Below are 19,854 nucleotides of genomic sequence, written 5' to 3'. Positions count from 1 at the left end.
ATGGCCGGCATGAGCGAGACCGTGCAAACCGAGGACAAGGCCGAGCACGTTCAGGTGGCACCCGGAAACTATGTCATCCGAACGCGGAGCTACTCGCTCAACAGCGGCTTGGTGATCGGGAAGCAAAAAGCCATGGTGATCGACACCGGGGCGGGCCCGCGGCAGGCACGACAGATCTACAAGGCGGTCCGGTCCTTAACGAAACTGCCGCTGGTGGTAGTCAACACCCATTCGCATTTCGACCATATCTTCGGCAACGCCTTCTTCGCGGACAACGGCGTCCATGACTTTTATGCGCACCGCAACTGCGCGCACGATATGGCTGAGACTGCCTCGCTCCAGCGTGAGCAGGTAGCGGAGACGGAACCCGAGATGGCCGAGGGGACCGGCGAGCACACACGCATCCGTGTCCCGACCAAGCCGGTGGATACGGAAGTCACGGTGAACCTCGGCGACATGCCGGTGAAACTGTTCTACCTGGGCCGGGGCCATACCGACGGCGATTTGCTGGTGGGTACGCCGTCAACCCTCTTCGCCGGCGATCTCGTGGAGCAGGGGGCGAATCCGGCGTTCGAGGATTCCTACCCGCGCGACTGGGTGGAAACGCTTCGCAAGATCTCCGGTCTGCGCCACGAATACGATGTGCTGGTGCCTGGCCATGGCCAGACGGTCAGCGATGCTTTCGTCAGGAGCATGTGGGAGACCATGTCGCTGGCTGTCCGAATGGGTGAGCAGGCCAGCAGGGACACGCCCGCGGACACCACGAAGGCGATACCGATCCTGCCGTACGGCCCGCTCCAGTCACGGGCGCTGCTCACGCGCCTGAAGCAAGCACCTCGTTAAGGGGTGCTGAGCTGAGGCCCGAAGAGAGTTTCAGCCTCCGCCGGATTGCTGTGCCGGCGTATGGCCCGTCCCTTCTCTACGGAGTAGGCCAGGGCGCCATTCTGCCGATAGTGGCCCTGAGCGCCAGGGACCTCGGGGCCACCGTGGCTCTTGCCGCGCTGATGGTTACGCTGCTCGGCGTCGGATCCCTGGTGACCAACATCCCGGCCTCGATGCTCACTGCACGTTTCGGTGAGAAGCGGGCGCTGGTCGCGGCGTCGTTGTGGTGCGCGGCCGCCATGTTCCTGGCGGTGGTGGCCCCAAACATCACGGTCTTCGCGCTGGCCGTCTTCCTGATCGGCATGGGAGGGTCCGTATTCCTGCTGGCCCGGCAGTCGTACCTGAGCGAGGCCGTGCCGATACACTTCCGCGCCCGTGCGCTGTCCACTCTCGGCGGCGTGCACCGGATCGGGATGTTCATCGGTCCGTTCGCCGGCGCCGTCATTATTGGATTGGCCGGAACCGCAGGCGCCTACTGGCTGGGTGCGGGTGCTTTCCTCGTGGCTGCGGGAATTTCGCTGACGGTCCCCGAACTGGAGGTGGCCCGCACTGACCGCGACGGCGAAGGACCTGCGCGGCCCAGCATGCGTTCGATTGCCCGCAGCCACCGCCGCATTTACCTGACCATCGGGATCGGCATCCTGCTGATCGGGGCCGTCCGCGCGTCGCGCAATGTGGTGATCCCGCTGTGGGGCGACAGCATCGGGCTGGATGCGGCGACGACGTCGGTGATTTTCGGCCTCTCCGGCGCGGTGGACATGCTGGTGTTCTACCCGGCCGGAAAGTTGATGGACCTCAAGGGCCGGCTGGCCGTGGCCATTCCGTTCCTGATTATCATGAGTGGAGCGCTGTTCCTGATCCCGTTCACCACCACCATGCTGGGCTTCCTGCTCGCGGCGCTGCTGATCGGGCTCGGCAACGGACTGGGCTCGGGGATTGTCATGACCCTCGGCGCGGACTATGCTCCGCCGGTGGGCCGGGCGCAGTTCCTCGGCTTCTGGCGCCTGCTCAGTGACACCGGCATCATGGGCGGGCCCGCGCTGCTCAGCCTCGTGACGGCCACGGTGTCCCTGTCCGCCGGGATCTGGGTGACCGCCGGGCTGGGGCTGTTGGGCGCGGCGGCCATGGCCTACTGGATCCCGCGCACCGGGCCGCTTGAGCCGGAGCCGGTTATTTCCGGCGGGACTGGAAGCTGAAGAGCCAAATCAGCAGGGCGCTGAGCAACATGCCGGCGCCGACGATTAAGCCCATCCCGGCCCAGAAGAACAGCGGCAGCCGCCCGTCGCCTGGCGTTGGTGCGGCGCCAATTTGCTGGATAAACCAGTAGAGCGCCGCGGCCAGGCCCAGCCCCAGGAACGCCAGCAGCCAGCACAGCCGCGGCCATACGGGCGAGGACGACCAGTGGCTGCCGTAGCCGTGGAAGAAGTTCCAGCCGTCGCCCGAACGCAGCACCAGCGGGCCGGCGACCAGGGCCCAGAACCCCGCCACCAGGAACGCCGCGACCACGTCGGCCGGACGGTGCCAGCCATTGATCAGCGTGGCCGCACCCGCGAGCACTGCATAGGCGCCGCCTGCTGCGGCGGCGAAGGGGCGCCAGCGGGGCGATACCACCAGGAAAATGGCCATCGCCGCGGCCGCCGCAATAGTGGTGTGGCCAGAGGGCAGGGAGTTGTGTTCCAGCGTGGGCACACCGCGATCGGGCCGGTCCAGGATGAGGTTCTTCAGGATCCAGGTGCTGGCGGCCGAGGCAGCAACCACGCCCACGGCGATCCCGGCCGCCCGCCAGCGGCGCCGGGCGAGCGCCACCACCAGGAGGACGACGGCGGCGAGCGCCACCGAGATATCCGGCAGCAGGTCCAGGAAGTCGAGGAAGACCCCGCGGCCCAACTGCCAGCCTACTTCGGCTTCGGCCCAGGCGGATTCGTCCGCGAACTGGCCCAAGGTGGTGCGGACAAAGGCGTAGTACGTGAAGGCAAACGCGGCTACGCAGAGGACGGCGCCGAGCCAGAACAGGATGGGACTTCTGCCCGCCCGTCGGCCGGCGGCGGGCCGGGCCATGCGCTTCTGCTGGTTAGTCATCGCCTTCAAGGGTCGCATAATTTGCTGGACGGATGCCGAAGGCCGCGCCCTCGTGCCCCCGGCGTAGAGTGGAATGGTGACGACTGAGCCCTTTAGGATGCCGACCCTGGACGAGCTGCTGGCCACGGCGCGGGTGGTGTCGCTGCCCATGAAAGTGAAATTCCGCGGGGTGCTTCGGCGCGAGGTGATGCTCTTCAACGGCCCTGCGGGCTGGGCTGAATTCTCTCCTTTTACCGAGTACGACGACGGCGAGGCCGCTTCGTGGCTGCGTGCGGCTTTGGAAGCGGGCTGGCAGGGTTTCCCCGAACCGGTTCGCACCAGCGTGCCCGTTAATGCCACCGTTCCCGCGGTTGCCCCGGAGGACGTACCGGCGGTGCTGGCGCGCTATGACGGACCGAAGACGGTCAAGATCAAGGTCGCCGAGCGGGGCCAGAGCCTCGAGGATGATGTTGCCCGGGTGGCGGCGGTATCGGCGGCCGCACCGGGTTCGGCCCTGCGGGTGGATGCCAACGGTGGCTGGGACGTTCCCACCGCCGTCGAAGCCTTGACCCTTCTGGCCGAGTATGGGCTCGAATATGCCGAGCAGCCCGCCCCGGACATCGATGGCCTGCGGCAGGTGCGCCTTGAGCTCCGGCGGCGCGGCATTGGCACCCTGATTGCTGCGGACGAGAGTGTGCGTAAGGAAAGCGACCCGCTCCTGGTGGCCCGGGAAGAGGCGGCGGACCTGATCGTGGTCAAGGCACAACCGCTGGGCGGGGTGCGCCGGGCGCTGGATATCGTCGCGCAGGCCGGCCTGCCCGCCGTCGTCAGTTCCGCCTTGGACTCCTCCGTGGGGATCAGCGCCGGCGTCGCGCTGGCCGCGGCGCTGCCCGAACTGCCCTACGCCTGCGGCCTGGCCACGGTCTCGCTGATGGACGGCGACGTGACGGACCGGCCCCTGGTGCCGGCCGGCGGCGAATTGCCAGTGCGCCAGGTGGACGTGGACGAGGATCTGCTGGAACGGTACGCGGCACCGGCCGAGCGGCAGCAGTGGTGGACCGATCGGCTCGAACGCACCTATAGGACCCTGGCCGAGGTGGCAGCCGCGAGGTAGCGGGATCGAGTGGGGTGGCCGGACGGGAGATGACGGTTGATGTGCCAGGAAAGGGCCGGACGGCGAAGGCCGGGCTCGACCGCGGAGGGTTCGCCCCGCCGTCGTTGTTTGTTTGTTTTGCGTTTACTTAGCCTCGGCCTGTTGGTCGGATTGCGCTGAAATGGTGAAAGCCGTTCGCAACCGTTCGATGTGGAAGGCCTCTGAAGTGTCTGATCTGAAAAAACGCCTGCTGCCGATGCTGGGACATACCTCCGGCAAGCGCAGCGCCATGACCTGTGCGCTCAAGTGCGACAATGCCTGCGCCAAGGGCGTGTGCAATACCTCGGACAACAACTACTTCCGCGACATCGTCTCTGCCGAATTCTCCCGGCGGAACATGCTCGGCGTCAGCGGTGCCGGCATGGTGGCGCTGATGTTCGGCGGGGGAGCGGCAGCGGCCAGCGGCTCCGCGGCCGGCCTGGCGCCCGCGGCCAAGAAGGGTTTCGGCTCCGGCAACGCGAGCAAGCTGAAGTTCGCGGGCATCGACGGCGTGGCGAACACGGTGGATGACGTGGTTGTGCCCAAGGGCTACAACTGGGAGCCGGTCATCCGCTGGGGCGATCCGCTGTTCCACGATTCGGCCGAGTTCGACCCGGAGAACCAGACGCCGGAGTCGCAGGCGGGCCAGTTCGGCTACAACTGCGACTACCTGGACATCATCGAGATCCAGGGCAGCAACGGCAAGCGCGGCGTGCTGTTCTCGAACCACGAATACACCAACGAGAACATCATGTTCCCGCCGGACATGGATATCAGCCAGGTCCGCAAGACCGCCATGGCCGCGCACGGTCTGTCCGTGGTCGAGGTGGAGCGCAAGGGCAAGGGCCAGCCGTGGAAGTACGTCCGCGGGGCGAAGCTGAACCGCCGCTTCCTGATGGACACCGAGTACGAGCTGACCGGCCCTGCCGCGGGCTCGGACCTGCTCAAGACCAAGGCGGATGCGAGCGGACGCGTGGTGCTGGGCACGCAGAACAACTGCGCCGGCGGCACCACACCCTGGGGCACCATCCTCTCCGGCGAAGAGAACTTCAACCAGTACTTCAAGGTCTCGGCGCCGACGGATGAACAGCGCCGCTACGGTCTCACGAACACCAATCCGTCACGCGGCTGGCACGTCGAGGAACCCCGCTTCGACACGGACACCCCTGACGGCAAGAACGAGGACAATCGTTTCGGCTGGATCGTGGAAGTGGATCCGTTCGATCCGACGTCCACGCCGCGCAAACACACCGCGCTGGGCCGCTTCAAGCACGAGGGCGCCAACGTCACCATCGCCAAGTCCGGCCACGCGGTGTCCTACTCGGGCGATGACGAGCGCTTCGACTACCTCTACAAGTTCGTTTCCAAGGACACGTACCGCGAGGGCGACAAGAAGCACAACATGTCGCTGCTGACGGAGGGCGACCTGTACGTGGCCAGCTTCTCCGGCAACTCCCCGGCGAACCAGATTGACGGTTCCGGCGTGCTGCCCAGCGACGGTGCGTTCGACGGCGTGGGCCACTGGATCCAGCTGACCCGCAACAACGAGTCGCTGGTGCCGGACATGGAGGTCGACCAGGTCCTGGTCTACACCAGGCTTGCCGCGGACAAGATGGGCGCCACCAAGATGGACCGCCCGGAGGACGTGGAGATCAACCCGGTCAACGGCAAGATCTACGTGGCCTGCACCAACAACATCAACCGCACCGCCGCCCAGGCCGACGAGCCGAACCCGCGGGCCAACAACCGCCACGGGCACATCGTCGAGATGACCGAGACCGGGGACCAGACCTCCACCCAGTTTGCGTGGAAGCTGCTGCTGGTCGCCGGTGACCCCGAGATGGACGAGAGCGTGTACTTCAACGGCTACCCGGCCGACCAGGTCCAGCCGCTCTCCTGCCCGGACAACCTGGCGTTCGACTCGGCCGGCAACCTGTGGATCTCCACCGACGGCCAGCCCGGCACCATCCAGCGCAATGACGCCCTGTACCGCGTCACGATGGAAGGCCCCGAGATGGGCAAGGTGGAGCAGTTCATGGCGGTTCCGATCGATGCCGAAACCTGCGGCCCGGTCATCCATGATGAGGACGGCCTGGTCTTCGTGGCGGTCCAGCATCCGGGCGAGGACGGTTCCTGGGACAAGCAGCGCTCGCTGTTCCCGGATTACCTGCCGGCCGGCACGCCGTCGGGCAAGGGCGGTCTGCCCCGCCCGGCCGTGATCCAGATGTTCAAGGGCAAGAACGGCTTCGTCGGCCGCTAGCAGCTAGTGCCTACGGCCGCGTCCACCTTGGTGGGCGCGGCCGTCTGCCTAGGATGGACAGGTGACCGTTGAACTGAAATCCCTCGATGCCGCCCGCTCCGCTGTCAGCGCCCTGCTGGACGGCGGGGTGCGAGATGTGGTGATTTCGCCGGGTTCGCGCAGCGCTCCGCTGGCTTACGCGCTCGCCGAGTCCGAGGCCCGCGGGGAGCTGCGGCTGCACGTGCGGATTGATGAGCGGGCCGCGGCCTTCACCGCGCTGGGCCTCTCGCTGGGATCCTTGCGCCCGGTGCCGGTGGTGACGACGTCGGGCACCGCCGTCGGGGAACTCCTGCCGGCCGTCATGGAAGCTAACCACGCCGGCGTCGAGCTGGTGGTGCTCACGGCGGACCGGCCGGAGGAGCTGCGCGGCACGGGTGCCAACCAGACCACCAGCCAGCCGGGCATTTTCGGCCGCCACGTCCGCTACGCAGTGGACGTGGCCGCGGGCGAGGATCCTGCCGAGGCCATCAACGCCGGTTTGCTGGCGGGCAAGGGCATCCCGGTCGCTCCGGTGGAGACGGTGCAGGCCACGCACACCTTGACCGCCACGCCGTCGCAGGGACACCAAGGCCAGCATGGCGCGGATCATCATCAGGGCGCCGTGGGCCCGGTGCACATCAACTTGGCGTTCCGCGATCCGCTGGTGCCGGCAATGAACGACGGCGGGGCCCCGGGTTCGCGGGCGGGCGCACCTGCCGCAGGGGTACAGCAAGGGCAGGAGCATCAGGAGGCGCCGGAGCTTCGGCAGCCACCGGCCGCGCTGCCGGAGCCAGCAGTCCTGGGGACGGAGTCCGCCAAGGCCGCGCCCGCCGCCGTAGCGGCACCGACGGCGGAATCGGCGGAGGAGCGGCGGACCGTAGTGATTGCAGGCCACGGTGCCGGCGCCCAGGCGGAGGCTTTCGCCCGAGCGCACCGGCTGCCGCTGCTGGCCGAGCCGTCGTCGAATGCGCGGTTCGGTCCCAACGCCATCGCGGCGTACCGGCTGCTGCTGGGGCATCTGGGTAGGGACATCGAGCGAGCCGTCGTCTTCGGCCGGCCGACGCTCTCCCGGCCGGTTGCCGCCCTGCTGGCCATGTCGGACGTCCAAACGGCACTGTTCATGCCCGAACCCGTGGCCTGGTTCGAACCCGGTCGGCGCCGGGAACGGATCATCGGCGAACCGGCGGAACTCTCCACCTTCTCCGGGACCGGCCCGGCCGGGTGGCTGGAGCGCTGGCAGGACGCCGCTGCCGCAGCCATGCCGGCCATCGGAAAACTGCTGGACCAGGCACCGGGCCTCACCGGACTGCATGTGGGCCGGGCGGTCTGGGCCGCTGCCCAGGGCCGGCTGGTGCTCGGTTCCTCCAACCCGATCCGCGATGTTGATCTCATGGGCACTCCGGCGGCGGTGCCAGCGGCGTTCGTCCACGCCAACCGCGGTTTGGCCGGCATCGACGGAACCATTTCGACGGCCTCGGGTATCGCTCTGGGTGCGGGCCGGCCGACCACCGTCCTGCTGGGGGACCTGACCTTCCTGCACGATGCCACCGGCCTGTTCCTCGGCAACGGCGAAGCGGAACCGGACCTGCGGATCGTCGTCGTCAACGATGCCGGCGGCGGCATCTTCTCGCTGCTCGAACACGGCGAGGTGGGCGGACGCGCTGACTACAGCGCCGCCGTCGAACGCCTCTTCGGCACCCCGCACCAAGTGGATCTCTCCGCCATCGCCGCAGCCTACGGAGTGGGCTACCGGCTGGTGGAGGATGAAGCCGGGCTGGGGGACGCGCTACGGGAGCCGGTGGCAGGCCGGAGCATCCTTGAGGTCCGCACGGACCGGGCAGCGCTGCGGCAACTGCATGCCGGAATATCGGAGACGGTGGGAGCAGCGCTGCGTGCCCGGCTGCCCGAGCGGCCCCGGACACTGCCTCAGGTAACTCCCAGCTGACATCGGGCGGGGAGCGCGGACCAGTCATAACCGAAGCGTAGGGTTCCCGGCTAGAAAGGAACCCATGACGAACCAGATGCCCCACCCTGACCACGACCGCGGACTCGAATTCGACCTGAACGTGCTGAGCCGCCGGCGCACGCTCGGCTTGTTCTTCAGCGCCGGCACGATGGCGGCCTTGGCCGCCTGCACTCCCTCAGGCACCACCAACGGCTCAACAACGCCGGCGGCCACGTCACCTCCCGCGGCAGGTTCGGCCTCCGCAACGGCATCCGCTTCCGGCGCCGCTACGCCGTCGTCCACGGTGACCCGTGCCATCGCTGAGTGCGGGGCGGAGATGCCGGATGAAACCGCCGGTCCCTTCCCCGGCGACGGCTCCAACGGCCCGAATGTGCTGGAGGCATCAGGCGTGGTCCGGAGCGATATCACGTCCAGCTTCAACGGTTCGACAACGAGGGCGGAGGGCGTGCCGCTGAAGTTCACGCTGACCCTGCTGGACAACGCCAACGGCTGCAAGGCGCTCGCCGGGGCCGCGGTCTATGTCTGGCACTGCGACCGGGACGGCAGATACTCGATCTACGATTCCGGCCTGCAAGGCGAGAACTTCCTGCGCGGTGTGCAGGAAGCCGACGCCAACGGGCAGGTGACGTTTACGACCGTCTTTCCCGGTGCCTACAACGGACGCTGGCCGCACATCCACTTCGAAGTTTTCGAGTCTATGTCCAACGCCACGAGTGCCGGGCGGATCCTGAAGGTTTCGCAGATCGCCCTGACCGAGGCCGCCTGTACAGACGCCTACGCCGCTCCCGGGTACGAGGTCAGCCGGCGGAACTTCCCCAATACGCCGCTGGCCAGGGACAACGTCTTCGGCGACGACGGCGGGATCTACCAGCTGGCCACGATGTCCGGCTCCGCGGCCGATGGCTACACCGCCTCGCTGAACGTCACCATCTGAATCTGAGCTGCCGGTCAAGGCCGGCAGCTCAGAAAACGGATGCTGGGCGAGGGGTCAGAGCACCTTCGAGAGGAAGGCCTTGGTGCGCTCGTGCTGTGGATTTCCCAGTACGTCCTCGGGCTTGCCCTGCTCCACAACAACTCCGCCGTCCATAAAGACCACGCGGTCGCCCACTTCGCGGGCGAAGCCCATCTCATGGGTCACCACCATCATGGTCATGCCCTCGTCGGCGAGCTGGCGCATGACTTCCAGCACGTCGCCCACAAGCTCCGGATCCAGTGCGCTGGTTGGCTCGTCGAAGAGCATCATGTCCGGGTTCATGGACAGGGCCCGGGCGATCGCCACGCGCTGCTGCTGGCCGCCGGACAGCTGGGTCGGATAGGCGTTCTCCCGGTTGTCCAGCCCGACCTTGGCAAGGTTGCGCCGGGCGGTTTCGACGGCCTCGGACTTGCCGCGCTTCTTGGCCCGTTGCTGGGCCAGGGTGAGGTTGCGCAGCACGCTCAGGTGCGGGAAAAGGTTGAACTGCTGGAACACCATGCCGATCCGTGTACGGATCTTGTCCAGGTCCGTTTCCTCGTCGGTGATGTCCACGCCTTCCACCAGGATGGTTCCCTTGGTGGGTTCTTCCAGCCGGTTCACGCACCGCAGCAGGGTGGACTTGCCCGAGCCGGACGGCCCGATGACGCACACCACTTCGCCCTGGTCGACGTGGAAGTCGATGCCTTTGAGGACTTCGTTGTCCCCGAAGCTCTTGTACAGGCCTCGGACCTCGATTGCGGGACGGTCCTTTCGCAGGGAACTCTCCGTCGCCATGGCTTACCGGCCTCTCTTGTTGTGTCGTTCAAGCTTGGCAACCAGCTGGGTGAGCGGGAGCGTGATGATCAGGTACATCAGCGCCGCCACCATCAGCGGTGTTGCATTCGCCTGCTGCGAGACGGCGTCGCGGGCGAAGGTGGTCAGTTCCCGTTCACTCAGCGCCATGCCGGCAATGAACAGCAGCGAGGTGTCCTTGATCAGGATGACCAGTTCGTTGGTCAGCGGCGGGGTGATGATGCGGAAGGCCTGCGGCAGGACAACGGACACCATGGTCCAGCTCGGATTCATGCCCAGGGAGCGGGCTGCCTCGCGCTGGCCCGGGGGTACGGCCTCGATGCCCGCGCGGATGGTCTCGGCGATGTACGCGGCGGAGACCACAATCAAAGCGATCAGGCCGGCACCGGCACTGCCGCCCGGCGGCCGCCAGTCGAAGGCGATCGGCACGGCGAACGCGAAACCGAAGATCACCAGCAGTGCCGGCAAACCACGGAAGATTTCGATGTAAGCGGTGGCCACCCAGCGATAGGGCCCCACCGGGGAGAGCTTCATGAGCGCCAGCAGCAGGCCGAAGATCAGGCCTCCGACGAAGGCGATTGCGGTGTAGACAATCGTGTTCTTCGCAGCGATCAGGATGACTTCGGGGAAGGCTGCGGCAGCAACCTCGGGGTTGAAGAAGTTGGTTTGGATTGCTTCCCAGTCGGCGACGAATACGACGGCGGCGACGGCAAGGATGAAGATGGCGTAGAGCACGCCGCGGAACAGGCGCCTACGGGTAGACGGTTTCACATTCAGGCCTTCCAGAGGTCTTCAGGACAAGCTTCGCCCCGGACGGCTGATCCGGGGCGAAGCTGTAAGGGCATTACTGGGTGAAGTACTTGTCGTAGATCTCCTGGTACTTGCCGCTGTCCCGCAGCTCGGCCAGTTCGGCGTTCACTGCCTCCAGCAGAGCTTCGCTGCCCTCTTCCTTCACAGCGAAACCGTAGGACTCATCCGTCGGGTATTCTTCGACGATCTCGTACTTGCCGCCCTCCAGATGGCCGAGGTTGACCGGGAGGTCCTGCAGCACGGCGTCAACGCCGCCAGACTGGAGCGCCGGGAACAGCTCGGCATCCGACGGGTAGGCTCGGACCTCGGTGTCTGCCGGGACGTTCTCGCGGGTGTACGCCTCGCCGGTGGTGCCCTGCTGCACGCCCACGGACTTGCCTGCCAGATCCCCGATGGCCTTGATATCGGAATCGGCCGGAACCAGCAGCGACTGCAACGAGTCGTAGTACGGCTCGGAGAAGTCGAGGTTCTCTTCGCGCTCCTCGGTGATGGTCATCGCGCTGGCGCCGATGTCGCACTGTCCCGAGGCGAGGACCACGCCGGACTGCAGGGCGTCGAAGCCGACATCCTGAATCTGTGTCTCCAGGCCCATGCCCGTAGCGATCTCGCGGATCAGGTCCATGTCGTACCCGGTGTATTCGCCGTTTTCCTCGAACTCGAACGGCGGGTACGGAATGTCGGAACAGACCGTGAGCGTGCCTGGGGTCACCAGGCCCAACTCGTTGCCGTCAGCTGCCGGGGAGCCGCCGTCCGTAGACGAGCCCCCACCGCATGCGGTGAGGGCCAGGGTACCCGTGGCAAGGACGGAGAATACCTTGACCACCGTGGATGCGTTTGTGCGCATGGCTTTCCTACCTGTTCTTTGATGAAAAATCCGGCTTAAGTCTAGCCGTAACATTCGGTAACGGGTGATATGCCTCACAGGCTATATTGATTGCTTATTAGTCAACAAGCGAGACCCGCCCAACTGTACAAATTGTTATGCGCCGCGACCAGCAAGAGTGCTTCGGCCACGGCTAGCGGCGCAGGCCCAAGGCTTCAATCATGGGCCTGAACTTCGCCCAGGTTTCCGCCAGTTCCGCTTCCGGTGTCGAAGCGTCCACGATCCCGCAGCCGGCGTAGAGGCGCACGCGGGTGGGGCTTTCCACCACGGCACCGCGCAGGGCAATACCCCATTCGCCGTTGCCGGCTCCGTCGGTCCAGCCCACCGGACCGGCGTAAGGGCCGCGGTCCATCTGCTCGAGCTCGCGGATCAGCGCGCCGGCCACCTCGGTGGGCGTACCGCAGACCGCCGCGGTGGGGTGGACGGCTTCGGCCAGTTCCAACGACGACGGCGCGTGGCCGCCATTGGTGGACAGCTCCGCCGACACGTCGGAGGCCAGATGCCACACGTTGGGCAATTCGAGCACAAAGGGTTCGCTGTGTGAGGTCATCTCGGAGGTGTACGGCTCCAGTTTGCGCGTCAACGAGTCGATGGCGATCTCGTGCTCGTGCTGCTGCTTCTCGGAGCCGGCGAGCACCCGTTCGGCGTAGGCAGCGTCGGACTCGCCGTCGATCTTGTGGGTGTTGGCACGGTCCAGCGTCCCGGCCAGGACCCGGGCGCGCGCCACGTTGTTCTCGACCTTGATCAGCATCTCCGGTGTGGAGCCGATGAGGCCGTCCACGCCGTAGGTCCAGCAGTCCTGGTAGCGGATCGCCAGCTCGCGCAGCACCTGGGCGGTGGCGATGGGGGAGGAGAGCTCGGCGATCACGTCGCGGGCGAGCACCAGCTTGCTCAGGCCGCCGCCGGAGATCTTCTCCACGCCGGCCGCGACCGCGGCTTTGAAGGCACTTTCGGAAACCTGCCCCGGGTGCAGCCGGTCGGCGGTTTCGGCGCCACGCTCGGCGGAAATTTCGTCCAGCCAGCCGGCCAGTGCGGCTTCGGCCGTCTCGGCGGTGAGGTCGGCGCCGTCGTCGTCGGTTATATAGGTGAGCCAGCAGCCTTGTTCGCCGAGGCCGACAACAACCTGCGGAACAATCAGCCGTGAGGCGTGGCCGGAGGTTTTGGAGAAGGCGAACGAGCCGAAAGCCACCAGGCCGGTGCCGGGCAGGCCCACCGGGTTGTCCACCTGGGCGTCCTGTTGCAGCTCCCGCCACCAGCGGGCCGCGGTCTGGAACCGTCCGGGACCGGCATCGGTGAACCGGGCGACCTCGCCGAAACCGACCAGGCCGCCGCCGCGGCGGACCCAGCAGAGCACGTCGTCGCGGACCAGATAGTCCATTATTCCGGTCGGTGAAGAGTGCTCACCGAGGTCAACGGTGACGGCGCGCAGGGAGGTCATAATGACTTCAAGGTTACCCCGCCGGCGGCGCGCCAAAGCACCGGTGCAAGCTGGCCCACACCCGCCGTCGCGCGGCCACGCCGGCCGCTCCCGCGCCGGGTCTTGGGGCGCGGCAAACCGGCGCGGCAAACTTTGAGACAATGAACGGGTGAACCGTGCATCCCTGGACAAGCGCCCTGATGAAGTAGCAGCCATGTTTGATGACGTCGCCCCAAAGTACGACGTCGTCAATGACGTTCTGTCCATGGGGCAGACCCGCCGGTGGCGCCGGATTGTGGTGGACGCCGTCGGCGCCAAGCGGGGCCAGCGCGTCCTGGATCTGGCCGCCGGAACCGGCACCTCCAGCGAGCCTTATGCCGATGCGGGCATCCACGTGGTGGCCTGCGACTTCTCGCTGGGCATGCTGCAGGTGGGCAAGCGCCGCCGCCCGGACATCGACTTCGTCGCCGGGGACGCCACGAGCCTGCCGTTCGCCGACAACTCCTTCGACGCCGTGACTATCTCCTTCGGCCTGCGCAACGTGAATGAACCGCGCAAGGCGCTGCGGGAAATGCTGCGCGTGACCAAACCCGGCGGCCGGCTGGTCATCGCCGAGTTCTCCTCGCCGACCCTGCCGGTCTGGCGCACCATGTACACCGAATACCTGATGCGGATGCTGCCGGCCATCGCCAGCAAGATCTCGTCCAATCCGGACTCCTATATCTACCTGGCCGAATCCATCCGCGCCTGGCCCAACCAGAACGAGCTGGCCCAGTGGATCGCCGAGGAAGGCTGGCAGGACGTGGCCTACCGCAACCTCACCGGCGGCATCGTCGCCGTCCACCGCGCCCGCAAGCCGGGCCGGACGGAAGCTGCCAACGCCGACGCCCAGACTGCGCTCCGCCGCCGGGGCACGAGGGCTGCGCTGTAACCGTGTCCGTTCTGATTGTCGGGGCCGGACCTGCCGGCTCAACCGCTGCCTACTATCTGGCCAAAGCGGGTATTGAAGTTACCGTGCTGGAAAAGACGTCGTTTCCGCGCGAGAAGGTGTGCGGCGACGGCCTGACCCCGCGCGCGGTCCGCGAGGTCCAGCTGCTGGGCCTGCCGCACGAGGAATCGGCTGGCTGGCGGCGCAACAAGGGCCTGCGCCTGATCGCCGGCGGGCGGCGGCTGGAACTTGCCTGGCCGGAGCTCTCGGACTTCCCGGACTACGGTTTGATCCGCACCCGGCTGGGCTTTGACGAGGAACTGGCCCGCCATGCCGAGGCGGCCGGTGCCAAGGTGCTGGAACGCCATTCCGTTTCCACCGCGCTGAGGAACGACGCCGGCCGGGTCACCGGGGTGCGCGCCAACATCCTGGACGAGCACGGCCGGAAAACGGGGCAGACGCAGGACTTCAGCGCCGACGTCGTGCTGGCGGCGGACGGCAATTCAACCCGCACGGCCCTGAGCCTCGGCATTGAAAAACGCGACGACCGGCCGCTGGGCGTGGCCGTGCGGACGTACTTCACCAGCCCCCGGCACGACGATGACTGGATGGAGGGCTGGCTGGAGCTGCCCGATGCCCAGGGCAATCCGCTGCCCGGCTACGGCTGGGTCTTCGGCGTCGGGGACGGCACGTCGAATGTGGGCCTGGGCATCCTGAACTCGTCGCGCTCCTTCGGCAAGCTGGATTACAAGCAGGTGCTGCGGGACTGGACCGCTGCCATGCCCGCCGAGTGGGGCTACAGCCCGGAGAACCAGGTGGGCGAGATCCGCGGCGCGGCCCTGCCGATGGGCTTCAACCGGACTCCGCACTACTCTCCAGGGCTGCTGCTGCTCGGCGACGCCGGCGGGATGGTCAGCCCGTTCAACGGCGAGGGCATTTCCTACGCGATGGAATCGGCCCGCTACGCCGCGGACCTGATCATTGACACCTTCGGCCGGCTGGAAGGCTCGCATGGCCAGATCCTCAGCCAGGCCGGCTTCGACTCCTCGCTGGCGCGTTACGCCGGCATTATCCAGGGCCACTGGGGAAGCCACTTCACGCTGGGCCGCGTTTTTGCCGGCCTGATCGGAAAACCTGCCATCATGAAGCTGGCACTGCGGACCGGAATGCCGGTGCCGGTGCTGATGCGCTTTGTGGTGCGGATGCTCGCCAACCTGACGGACCAGGGCGGCAAGGGTTTTGAGGATAGAGTTATTCATCTGTTGGAGAAGCTCACGCCGCCGGCGTCCAACCAAGGCCTTTCCACGCACAGCCGCACACCATCTGCCCCGACGATTAGTTAGTGTTATACAGTGACTGACGCAAAACCGAGCTGGACTCCTGCAGGCGCCGGCGTGCCGGACTCCCTGGAGCTGGACACGGCCACCGCCGCCCTCGCCACCAGCCTGAACCTGCCGGCGGGCTTCGCCCCGGTGGCCCAGGATCCTGCTCTCGGGCCCGCCGTTTCGACGGCCCTGGCCCGAGTGGAGAAGCGGCTGCGTGCCGCCATCGCGCACTCGGATCCGCTGGCGGACACCACGAGCCGGCATCTCGTCGAGGCCGGCGGCAAACGCATCCGCCCGCTGCTGACCATCCTGGCGTCCCAGCTGGGGGAGGGCCCCGTGCCCGAGGTGCTGCAGGCCGCCGTCGTTGTTGAGCTGACCCACCTCGCCACCCTGTATCACGACGACGTGATGGACTCCGCCCCGTACCGCCGCGGCGCGCCCACGGCCCATGAGGTCTGGGGCAACCAGGTGGCGATCCTCGCCGGCGACCTGATCTTTGCCCGCGCCTCCATCCTGGTCTCGGAGCTCGGCCCGGAAGCCGTCAAGATCCAGGCCCGCACGTTCGAACGGCTGGTGCTGGGCCAGCTGCACGAAACCGTGGGACCGCGCGAAGACGAAGATCCCGTGGAGCATTACCTTTCGGTGATCGCGGACAAGACCGGCTCGCTGATCGCGACCTCGGGCCAGCTGGGCGCGATGTTCGCCAACGCCGGTTCCGATGTGGTGGACATGATGCTGGAATACGGCGAAAAGGTCGGCGTGGCCTTCCAGCTCGCGGACGACGTCATCGATGTCACCGGGCTGAAGGTCAAGTCCGGCAAGTCGCCCGGGACTGATCTGCGCGAGGGCGTGCCCACGCTGCCGGTCCTGCTGCTGCGCCAGGCCGCCGCGGCCGGCGACAGCTCGGCGGCCTCCGTCCTCAAGCTGGTGGACGCGGACCTGACCTCGGACGAGGCCCTGGCCCGCGCCGTCGAAGCGCTGCGCGAACACCCGGTGACGGCGGAAGCCTGGACCGTGGCGCGCAAGTGGGCCGACGACGCCAAATCGGCCCTGGAACGGCTGCCGGAAAGCACCGTCAAGCTGGCCCTGACCGCGTTCGCCGAGGCGGTTGTCGACCGCGACGTCTGATCCGGCACGCCTTGGCCAATGCGGGACTTCCCCTAGTGGCCGGAGCGCAACTGCAGTAGGTTCGCATAATAAGGCAACCTCTGTGGAAAGGACGGCTTCCGTGGCTGAAAAACCAGGCAACCAGACTCCGGACACCCCGGACGTCAGCGAGACCGAACTCCGCAATATCAAGGTGGACGACCTGCGCGACGCGGCCAAAGAGGCCGGGGTCAGCGGCGTCCACGACATGAAAAAGGAAGACCTGGTCGACGCTTTGGCAGCGGCGAAGAACGACGGCGGCAGGCCGGCTTCCGGCGGCGATGGTGACGGCGAGCGCGGGGACAGCGGGGATGCGGGTGCCGGTCCCGACGGTGGCAAGGTCCGCACCGGCCCGGACAGCTCGGACTCGCTGAAGTATTCGCAGGAAGTGACGTCCCCGGAAGACGAACCGGAGCGGGAAGGCCGCAGCCTGGTCACCACGCACCACGAGGTGATCAAGCAATGGGCCGAGGAACGCAACGCCACCCCAGCCACCGTCAGCGGCACCGAGCACGATGACCACCTGGGCGTCCTGCGGTTCGACTTCGGCGGGGAAAGCCAGGACCTGCAGCACGTGAGCTGGGACGAATGGTTCAAGACCTTCGACGAGCGCCGGCTGAACTTCATCTACCAGGAACAGCGCACCGACGGCACCGACTCCAATTTCTTCCGGCTGGAGAACCCTAACCGCGAAGACGCCTGAGGCGCTCCGTCGCAGGCCGTGAACAAGCCCCGACTCCGGCTCACACTGGCGGTCAGCGCTGCGCCATGACCGCCCGGAGTTCGGCCGCTTTGCGCGCCCGGATGGCGGGATCCACGATGGGGCGCTGCGGCGTGAAGTACAGTCCGTCGTCGTGCCAGCGGGGCAGCACATGCTGGTGGTAGTGCCAGACGTGCTGGCTCCCGGCGGGCTCGTTGTGCTGCCGGGTGGTAATACCGTCCGGCTGCCAGGCCTTCTTCATGGCGACGGCGACGTCCCGGCTTAGCGACGCGATCTCTGCCAGGACGTCGTCCGGCATGTCGTAGAGCAACTCAAAGTGTTCCTTCGGCCCCACCAGCACGTGCCCGGGTTCGGGTTCAAAGCCGTGCGAAGCAATCCAAGCCATGGCCAGGTCCGTGGAGGCCACCAGATCCTCCGGGCGGCAAAGGTTCTTCTGGAACCGGAACTCGCCGGAGGCAAAGTCGCAGAAGGGGCACTGGTAATTTTCGGGAGCGTGGCTCGGCCAGATCATGGGTCAGTCTTGCAGGTCGTCGTCGTTCTCATCGTCATTGAAGACCCAGTCGAACATGTCGAAGACGAACTCGCTGAAGGTGGATTCCTCGCTCTGCCAGCGCTGCTTGCCGGTGTTGGTACGGATCCAGACGATCGGGTCGGGAACGGCAAGGTGCTCGGTCCGGAAGCCCCAGTTGGCTTCCTCATCCATCTCGTCCAGGAAGAGCAGGAAGCCGTCCTCGATTTCCAGCTCGTCCGGATCCCAGAAGAAATCGTGGGCTTCCATCAGGTCCTCGCAGCCGCCCAGCGCGTGGTAGAACTCCACCAGGGCCTGCGGAACCTGGAACTTGTGTTCGCCGAGGAGGCCTTCGAGTTCGTCGTAGGAGATGCCGTCTTCTTCGCTCCACTTCCGGCCCAGGTACTTGGGGACGAGGGCACGGAACTTGTCCACGAACATTTCGGGCATGGGGGCTCCTTGACTGGTGGGGTGGGTCGCTCACCATCCTACCCGCGGGTGCCCGTTGGCCAGCCCTGTTACCCCTGTGGCCTCAGCTTCGGCGGCGCTGTGTCAGCCCGGGGTAGTCAACCACGATGCCGTCCGCGTCCACCGTGACTTCGGCGCTGAAGTTGCCCGAATCGAAACCGACCAGCGCGGTGCCGGTGACGTCGTCGTACGCCTTGATTCCGGTGTAGCGCTGCAGGGCGGGAACCACCTCCAGGCTGGGCATCCGCACGAACGCGACGGCGAGGTCCGCGGAGACCTGCTCGTCATGGACCAGGCCCAGGCGAAGGATCGGCATGGTGTTGGTGACCGGGCACAGCCCCAGGTCGCAGTCCACCGCCCCGACCAGCGCGGACGGATCCGCCAGCCCCGGCTCGGGCAGGTCCACGGTGCCCCAGGCGCGCGCGTCCGCGCTCCACTCGCCGCTGGTCGCGCGCAGCAATTCCAGGTGGCGGCTCCAGCCCTGGCCGTGCACCGTGACCATCAGGCGCTCGGTGAACCAGTTCTGCGTGGTGGTCAGCGACCAGCTGGCGGCGTATTCGGAGGTGCGGAAAGCGCCGTGGGCGGTCAGCCGTTCGGGCTCGAGGTTGATCGTGGCCGATTCCGCCCGGCTCGGGTCGTCCTCACCCAGCCAGCTGTGCGTCCGGCTTTCATGCGTTTCGTGTGCCATGGCCCAAGCCTTGTGCCTGTACTCGGATATGGCAAGACCACGGCGAAACTACCGCTATTGTATTGGCTCATGCCACCTGTCCTGATTGCCTGCGCGCACGGAACGTCCAATCCGGCAGGCCGCCGTGCCATCGATGCCCTCCGCCACGAGGTGGCCCGGTTGCGGCCGGGGACCGAGGTGCTCGAGGCCTATGTGGATGTGCAGGAGCCGGCGCTGCCCGACGTCGTGGCCGCCTTGCCGGCCGGCCGCCCCGTCGTCGTTGTTCCGCTGTTGCTCTCCGCGGGCTACCACACGAGCGTGGACATCCGGCAGACGGTGGCGAGCCGCCCGGCTACCTGCGCGGCGGAACCGCTGGGGCCCGATGAGCGGCTGGCCGCACTGCTGCAGGAACGCCTGGCGGAGTCGGGGGCAGCCAACGACGACGCCGTGGTGCTGGCCGCGGCCGGGTCCAGCCTGACGGCGGCAGCGGGAGCCGTGGCGGAACTGGCCGGCATGCTGCGTAAGCTGCGGTCCGGTCCGGTGACCGCCGGCTTCGGTGCCTCGGCAAAGCCGTCCGTTGCCGAGGCCGTGGCAGCTGCCCGGCAGGAATCGGCTACAGCGGGATCCGCCGGAGTGGGGTCTGCGCGGGTGGCGGTGGCATCCTACCTGCTGGCGCCGGGGTTCTTCCATGACAAACTTGCCGACGCCGGTGCGGACATCGTCACCGGACCGCTGCTGCCGCACCCGGTCCTGGCCCAGCTGGTGCTGGACCGTTACGACGCTGCCGTGGCAGCGAACTTCACCCGGGACTCTTTCATTACGGGAAGCGCGTAATAAGTCGTCGGAAGACGGGCAATATTTCCGCACAATACGTCGCGCAACAGGCCGTGACCGGATGTT

The 19,854-nt window shown here is 66.9% G+C and carries 19 protein-coding genes; 11 read left to right on the top strand and 8 right to left on the bottom strand.

What is annotated here, in order from left to right; all coding sequences use genetic code 11:
• Positions 1-9 precede the first annotated feature (9 nt).
• Positions 10-843, top strand: coding sequence for an MBL fold metallo-hydrolase (locus AC20117_RS02300; protein ID WP_074703283.1), 834 nt, complete (start codon positions 10-12; stop codon positions 841-843).
• Positions 844-854: 11 nt separating this feature from the next.
• A complete protein-coding gene (locus AC20117_RS02295) occupies positions 855-2,078 on the top strand; it encodes an MFS transporter (RefSeq protein WP_074701158.1) in 1,224 nt (407 codons plus the stop codon).
• Here the strand turns inward: AC20117_RS02295 and AC20117_RS02290 are convergent.
• Entirely contained in the window at positions 2,053-2,961 is a 909-nt protein-coding gene (locus tag AC20117_RS02290; protein ID WP_074701159.1) for a phosphatase PAP2 family protein, read from the bottom strand. The two genes, AC20117_RS02295 and AC20117_RS02290, sit on opposite strands and share 26 nt — an antisense overlap.
• A gap of 97 nt (positions 2,962-3,058) precedes the next feature.
• Between AC20117_RS02290 and AC20117_RS02285 the strand changes: the two genes are divergently transcribed.
• The 4 genes from AC20117_RS02285 (at position 3,059) to AC20117_RS02270 (ending at position 9,250) form a co-directional block, all read left to right on the top strand.
• Positions 3,059-4,054: an o-succinylbenzoate synthase gene (locus AC20117_RS02285; RefSeq protein ID WP_236777528.1), complete on the top strand. Its 996-nt coding sequence runs from the start codon at positions 3,059-3,061 to the stop codon at positions 4,052-4,054.
• 187 nt (positions 4,055-4,241) lie between these two features.
• Positions 4,242-6,332, top strand: a complete 2,091-nt coding sequence (locus AC20117_RS02280; protein ID WP_074703284.1) for a PhoX family protein — start codon at positions 4,242-4,244, stop codon at positions 6,330-6,332.
• A gap of 61 nt (positions 6,333-6,393) precedes the next feature.
• Positions 6,394-8,295, top strand: coding sequence for a 2-succinyl-5-enolpyruvyl-6-hydroxy-3-cyclohexene-1-carboxylate synthase (menD, locus tag AC20117_RS02275; RefSeq protein WP_074701161.1), 1,902 nt, complete (start codon positions 6,394-6,396; stop codon positions 8,293-8,295).
• Between the two features lie 64 nt (positions 8,296-8,359).
• On the top strand, positions 8,360-9,250 hold the full coding sequence (locus AC20117_RS02270; RefSeq protein ID WP_074701162.1) for an intradiol ring-cleavage dioxygenase: 891 nt from the start codon (positions 8,360-8,362) through the stop codon (positions 9,248-9,250).
• 54 nt (positions 9,251-9,304) lie between these two features.
• Here the strand turns inward: AC20117_RS02270 and AC20117_RS02265 are convergent, their stop codons facing one another.
• From AC20117_RS02265 to AC20117_RS02250, 4 genes are all read right to left on the bottom strand, one after another.
• The gene (locus AC20117_RS02265) at positions 9,305-10,063 is read right to left on the bottom strand and encodes an amino acid ABC transporter ATP-binding protein (RefSeq protein ID WP_074701163.1); all 759 of its coding nucleotides are present in this window, start codon (positions 10,061-10,063) and stop codon (positions 9,305-9,307) included.
• A gap of 3 nt (positions 10,064-10,066) precedes the next feature.
• The gene (locus tag AC20117_RS02260; RefSeq protein WP_170837956.1) at positions 10,067-10,852 is read right to left on the bottom strand and encodes an amino acid ABC transporter permease; all 786 of its coding nucleotides are present in this window, start codon (positions 10,850-10,852) and stop codon (positions 10,067-10,069) included.
• A gap of 73 nt (positions 10,853-10,925) precedes the next feature.
• On the bottom strand, positions 10,926-11,735 hold the full coding sequence (locus AC20117_RS02255) for a basic amino acid ABC transporter substrate-binding protein (RefSeq protein WP_074701165.1): 810 nt from the start codon (positions 11,733-11,735) through the stop codon (positions 10,926-10,928).
• A 172-nt stretch (positions 11,736-11,907) separates the two neighbouring features.
• Complete coding sequence (locus AC20117_RS02250; RefSeq protein ID WP_074701166.1) at positions 11,908-13,212, bottom strand: isochorismate synthase; 1,305 nt, start codon at positions 13,210-13,212, stop codon at positions 11,908-11,910.
• Positions 13,213-13,360: 148 nt separating this feature from the next.
• Here AC20117_RS02250 and AC20117_RS02245 point away from each other — a divergent pair, with 148 nt between their 5' ends.
• From AC20117_RS02245 to AC20117_RS02230, 4 genes are all read left to right on the top strand, one after another.
• Positions 13,361-14,122, top strand: a complete 762-nt coding sequence (locus AC20117_RS02245) for a demethylmenaquinone methyltransferase (protein WP_074701167.1) — start codon at positions 13,361-13,363, stop codon at positions 14,120-14,122.
• A gap of 2 nt (positions 14,123-14,124) precedes the next feature.
• Positions 14,125-15,462: a geranylgeranyl reductase family protein gene (locus AC20117_RS02240; RefSeq protein WP_074701168.1), complete on the top strand. Its 1,338-nt coding sequence runs from the start codon at positions 14,125-14,127 to the stop codon at positions 15,460-15,462.
• Between the two features lie 9 nt (positions 15,463-15,471).
• Positions 15,472-16,572, top strand: a complete 1,101-nt coding sequence (locus tag AC20117_RS02235) for a polyprenyl synthetase family protein (RefSeq protein WP_074701169.1) — start codon at positions 15,472-15,474, stop codon at positions 16,570-16,572.
• Positions 16,573-16,672: 100 nt separating this feature from the next.
• Positions 16,673-17,293 (top strand): Rho termination factor N-terminal domain-containing protein, encoded by a 621-nt coding sequence (locus tag AC20117_RS02230; protein ID WP_083339776.1) that lies wholly within the window; start codon positions 16,673-16,675, stop codon positions 17,291-17,293.
• Positions 17,294-17,345: 52 nt separating this feature from the next.
• Here AC20117_RS02230 and AC20117_RS02225 read toward each other — a convergent pair whose 3' ends face one another.
• The 3 genes from AC20117_RS02225 to AC20117_RS02215 form a co-directional block, all read right to left on the bottom strand.
• Positions 17,346-17,822, bottom strand: coding sequence for an HIT family protein (locus tag AC20117_RS02225; protein ID WP_074701171.1), 477 nt, complete (start codon positions 17,820-17,822; stop codon positions 17,346-17,348).
• A 3-nt stretch (positions 17,823-17,825) separates the two neighbouring features.
• Entirely contained in the window at positions 17,826-18,269 is a 444-nt protein-coding gene (locus AC20117_RS02220) for a hypothetical protein (protein ID WP_074701172.1), read from the bottom strand.
• 82 nt (positions 18,270-18,351) lie between these two features.
• Positions 18,352-18,975, bottom strand: coding sequence for a putative glycolipid-binding domain-containing protein (locus AC20117_RS02215; RefSeq protein WP_074701173.1), 624 nt, complete (start codon positions 18,973-18,975; stop codon positions 18,352-18,354).
• 69 nt (positions 18,976-19,044) lie between these two features.
• Between AC20117_RS02215 and AC20117_RS02210 the strand changes: the two genes are divergently transcribed.
• Positions 19,045-19,788 carry a sirohydrochlorin chelatase gene (locus AC20117_RS02210; RefSeq protein ID WP_074701174.1) on the top strand — a complete coding sequence of 248 codons (744 nt, stop codon included), beginning with the start codon at positions 19,045-19,047 and terminating at the stop codon, positions 19,786-19,788.
• Positions 19,789-19,854 lie beyond the last annotated feature (66 nt).

The sequence above is a fragment of the Arthrobacter crystallopoietes genome, assembly GCF_002849715.1.
GTDB lineage: Bacteria > Actinomycetota > Actinomycetes > Actinomycetales > Micrococcaceae > Crystallibacter > Crystallibacter crystallopoietes.
The sequence above is the reverse complement of the archived record's forward strand: the minus strand, read 5'-3'. Positions and strand labels throughout refer to the sequence as shown.

Excerpts from the sequence above, each read along its gene's own strand:
- AC20117_RS02210 (WP_074701174.1), top strand. The coding sequence starts at position 19,045 with ATGCCACCTGTCCTGATTGCCTGCGCGCACGGAACGTCCAATCCGGCA.
- AC20117_RS02285 (WP_236777528.1), top strand. The coding sequence starts at position 3,059 with ATGCCGACCCTGGACGAGCTGCTGGCCACGGCGCGGGTGGTGTCGCTG.
- AC20117_RS02265 (WP_074701163.1), bottom strand. The coding sequence starts at position 10,063 with ATGGCGACGGAGAGTTCCCTGCGAAAGGACCGTCCCGCAATCGAGGTC.
- AC20117_RS02280 (WP_074703284.1), top strand. The coding sequence starts at position 4,242 with ATGTGGAAGGCCTCTGAAGTGTCTGATCTGAAAAAACGCCTGCTGCCG.
- AC20117_RS02225 (WP_074701171.1), bottom strand. The coding sequence starts at position 17,822 with ATGATCTGGCCGAGCCACGCTCCCGAAAATTACCAGTGCCCCTTCTGC.
- AC20117_RS02300 (WP_074703283.1), top strand. The coding sequence starts at position 10 with ATGAGCGAGACCGTGCAAACCGAGGACAAGGCCGAGCACGTTCAGGTG.
- AC20117_RS02255 (WP_074701165.1), bottom strand. The coding sequence starts at position 11,735 with ATGCGCACAAACGCATCCACGGTGGTCAAGGTATTCTCCGTCCTTGCC.
- AC20117_RS02270 (WP_074701162.1), top strand. The coding sequence starts at position 8,360 with ATGACGAACCAGATGCCCCACCCTGACCACGACCGCGGACTCGAATTC.
- AC20117_RS02290 (WP_074701159.1), bottom strand. The coding sequence starts at position 2,961 with ATGACTAACCAGCAGAAGCGCATGGCCCGGCCCGCCGCCGGCCGACGG.
- AC20117_RS02250 (WP_074701166.1), bottom strand. The coding sequence starts at position 13,212 with ATGACCTCCCTGCGCGCCGTCACCGTTGACCTCGGTGAGCACTCTTCA.
- AC20117_RS02215 (WP_074701173.1), bottom strand. The coding sequence starts at position 18,975 with ATGGCACACGAAACGCATGAAAGCCGGACGCACAGCTGGCTGGGTGAG.
- AC20117_RS02220 (WP_074701172.1), bottom strand. The coding sequence starts at position 18,269 with ATGCCCGAAATGTTCGTGGACAAGTTCCGTGCCCTCGTCCCCAAGTAC.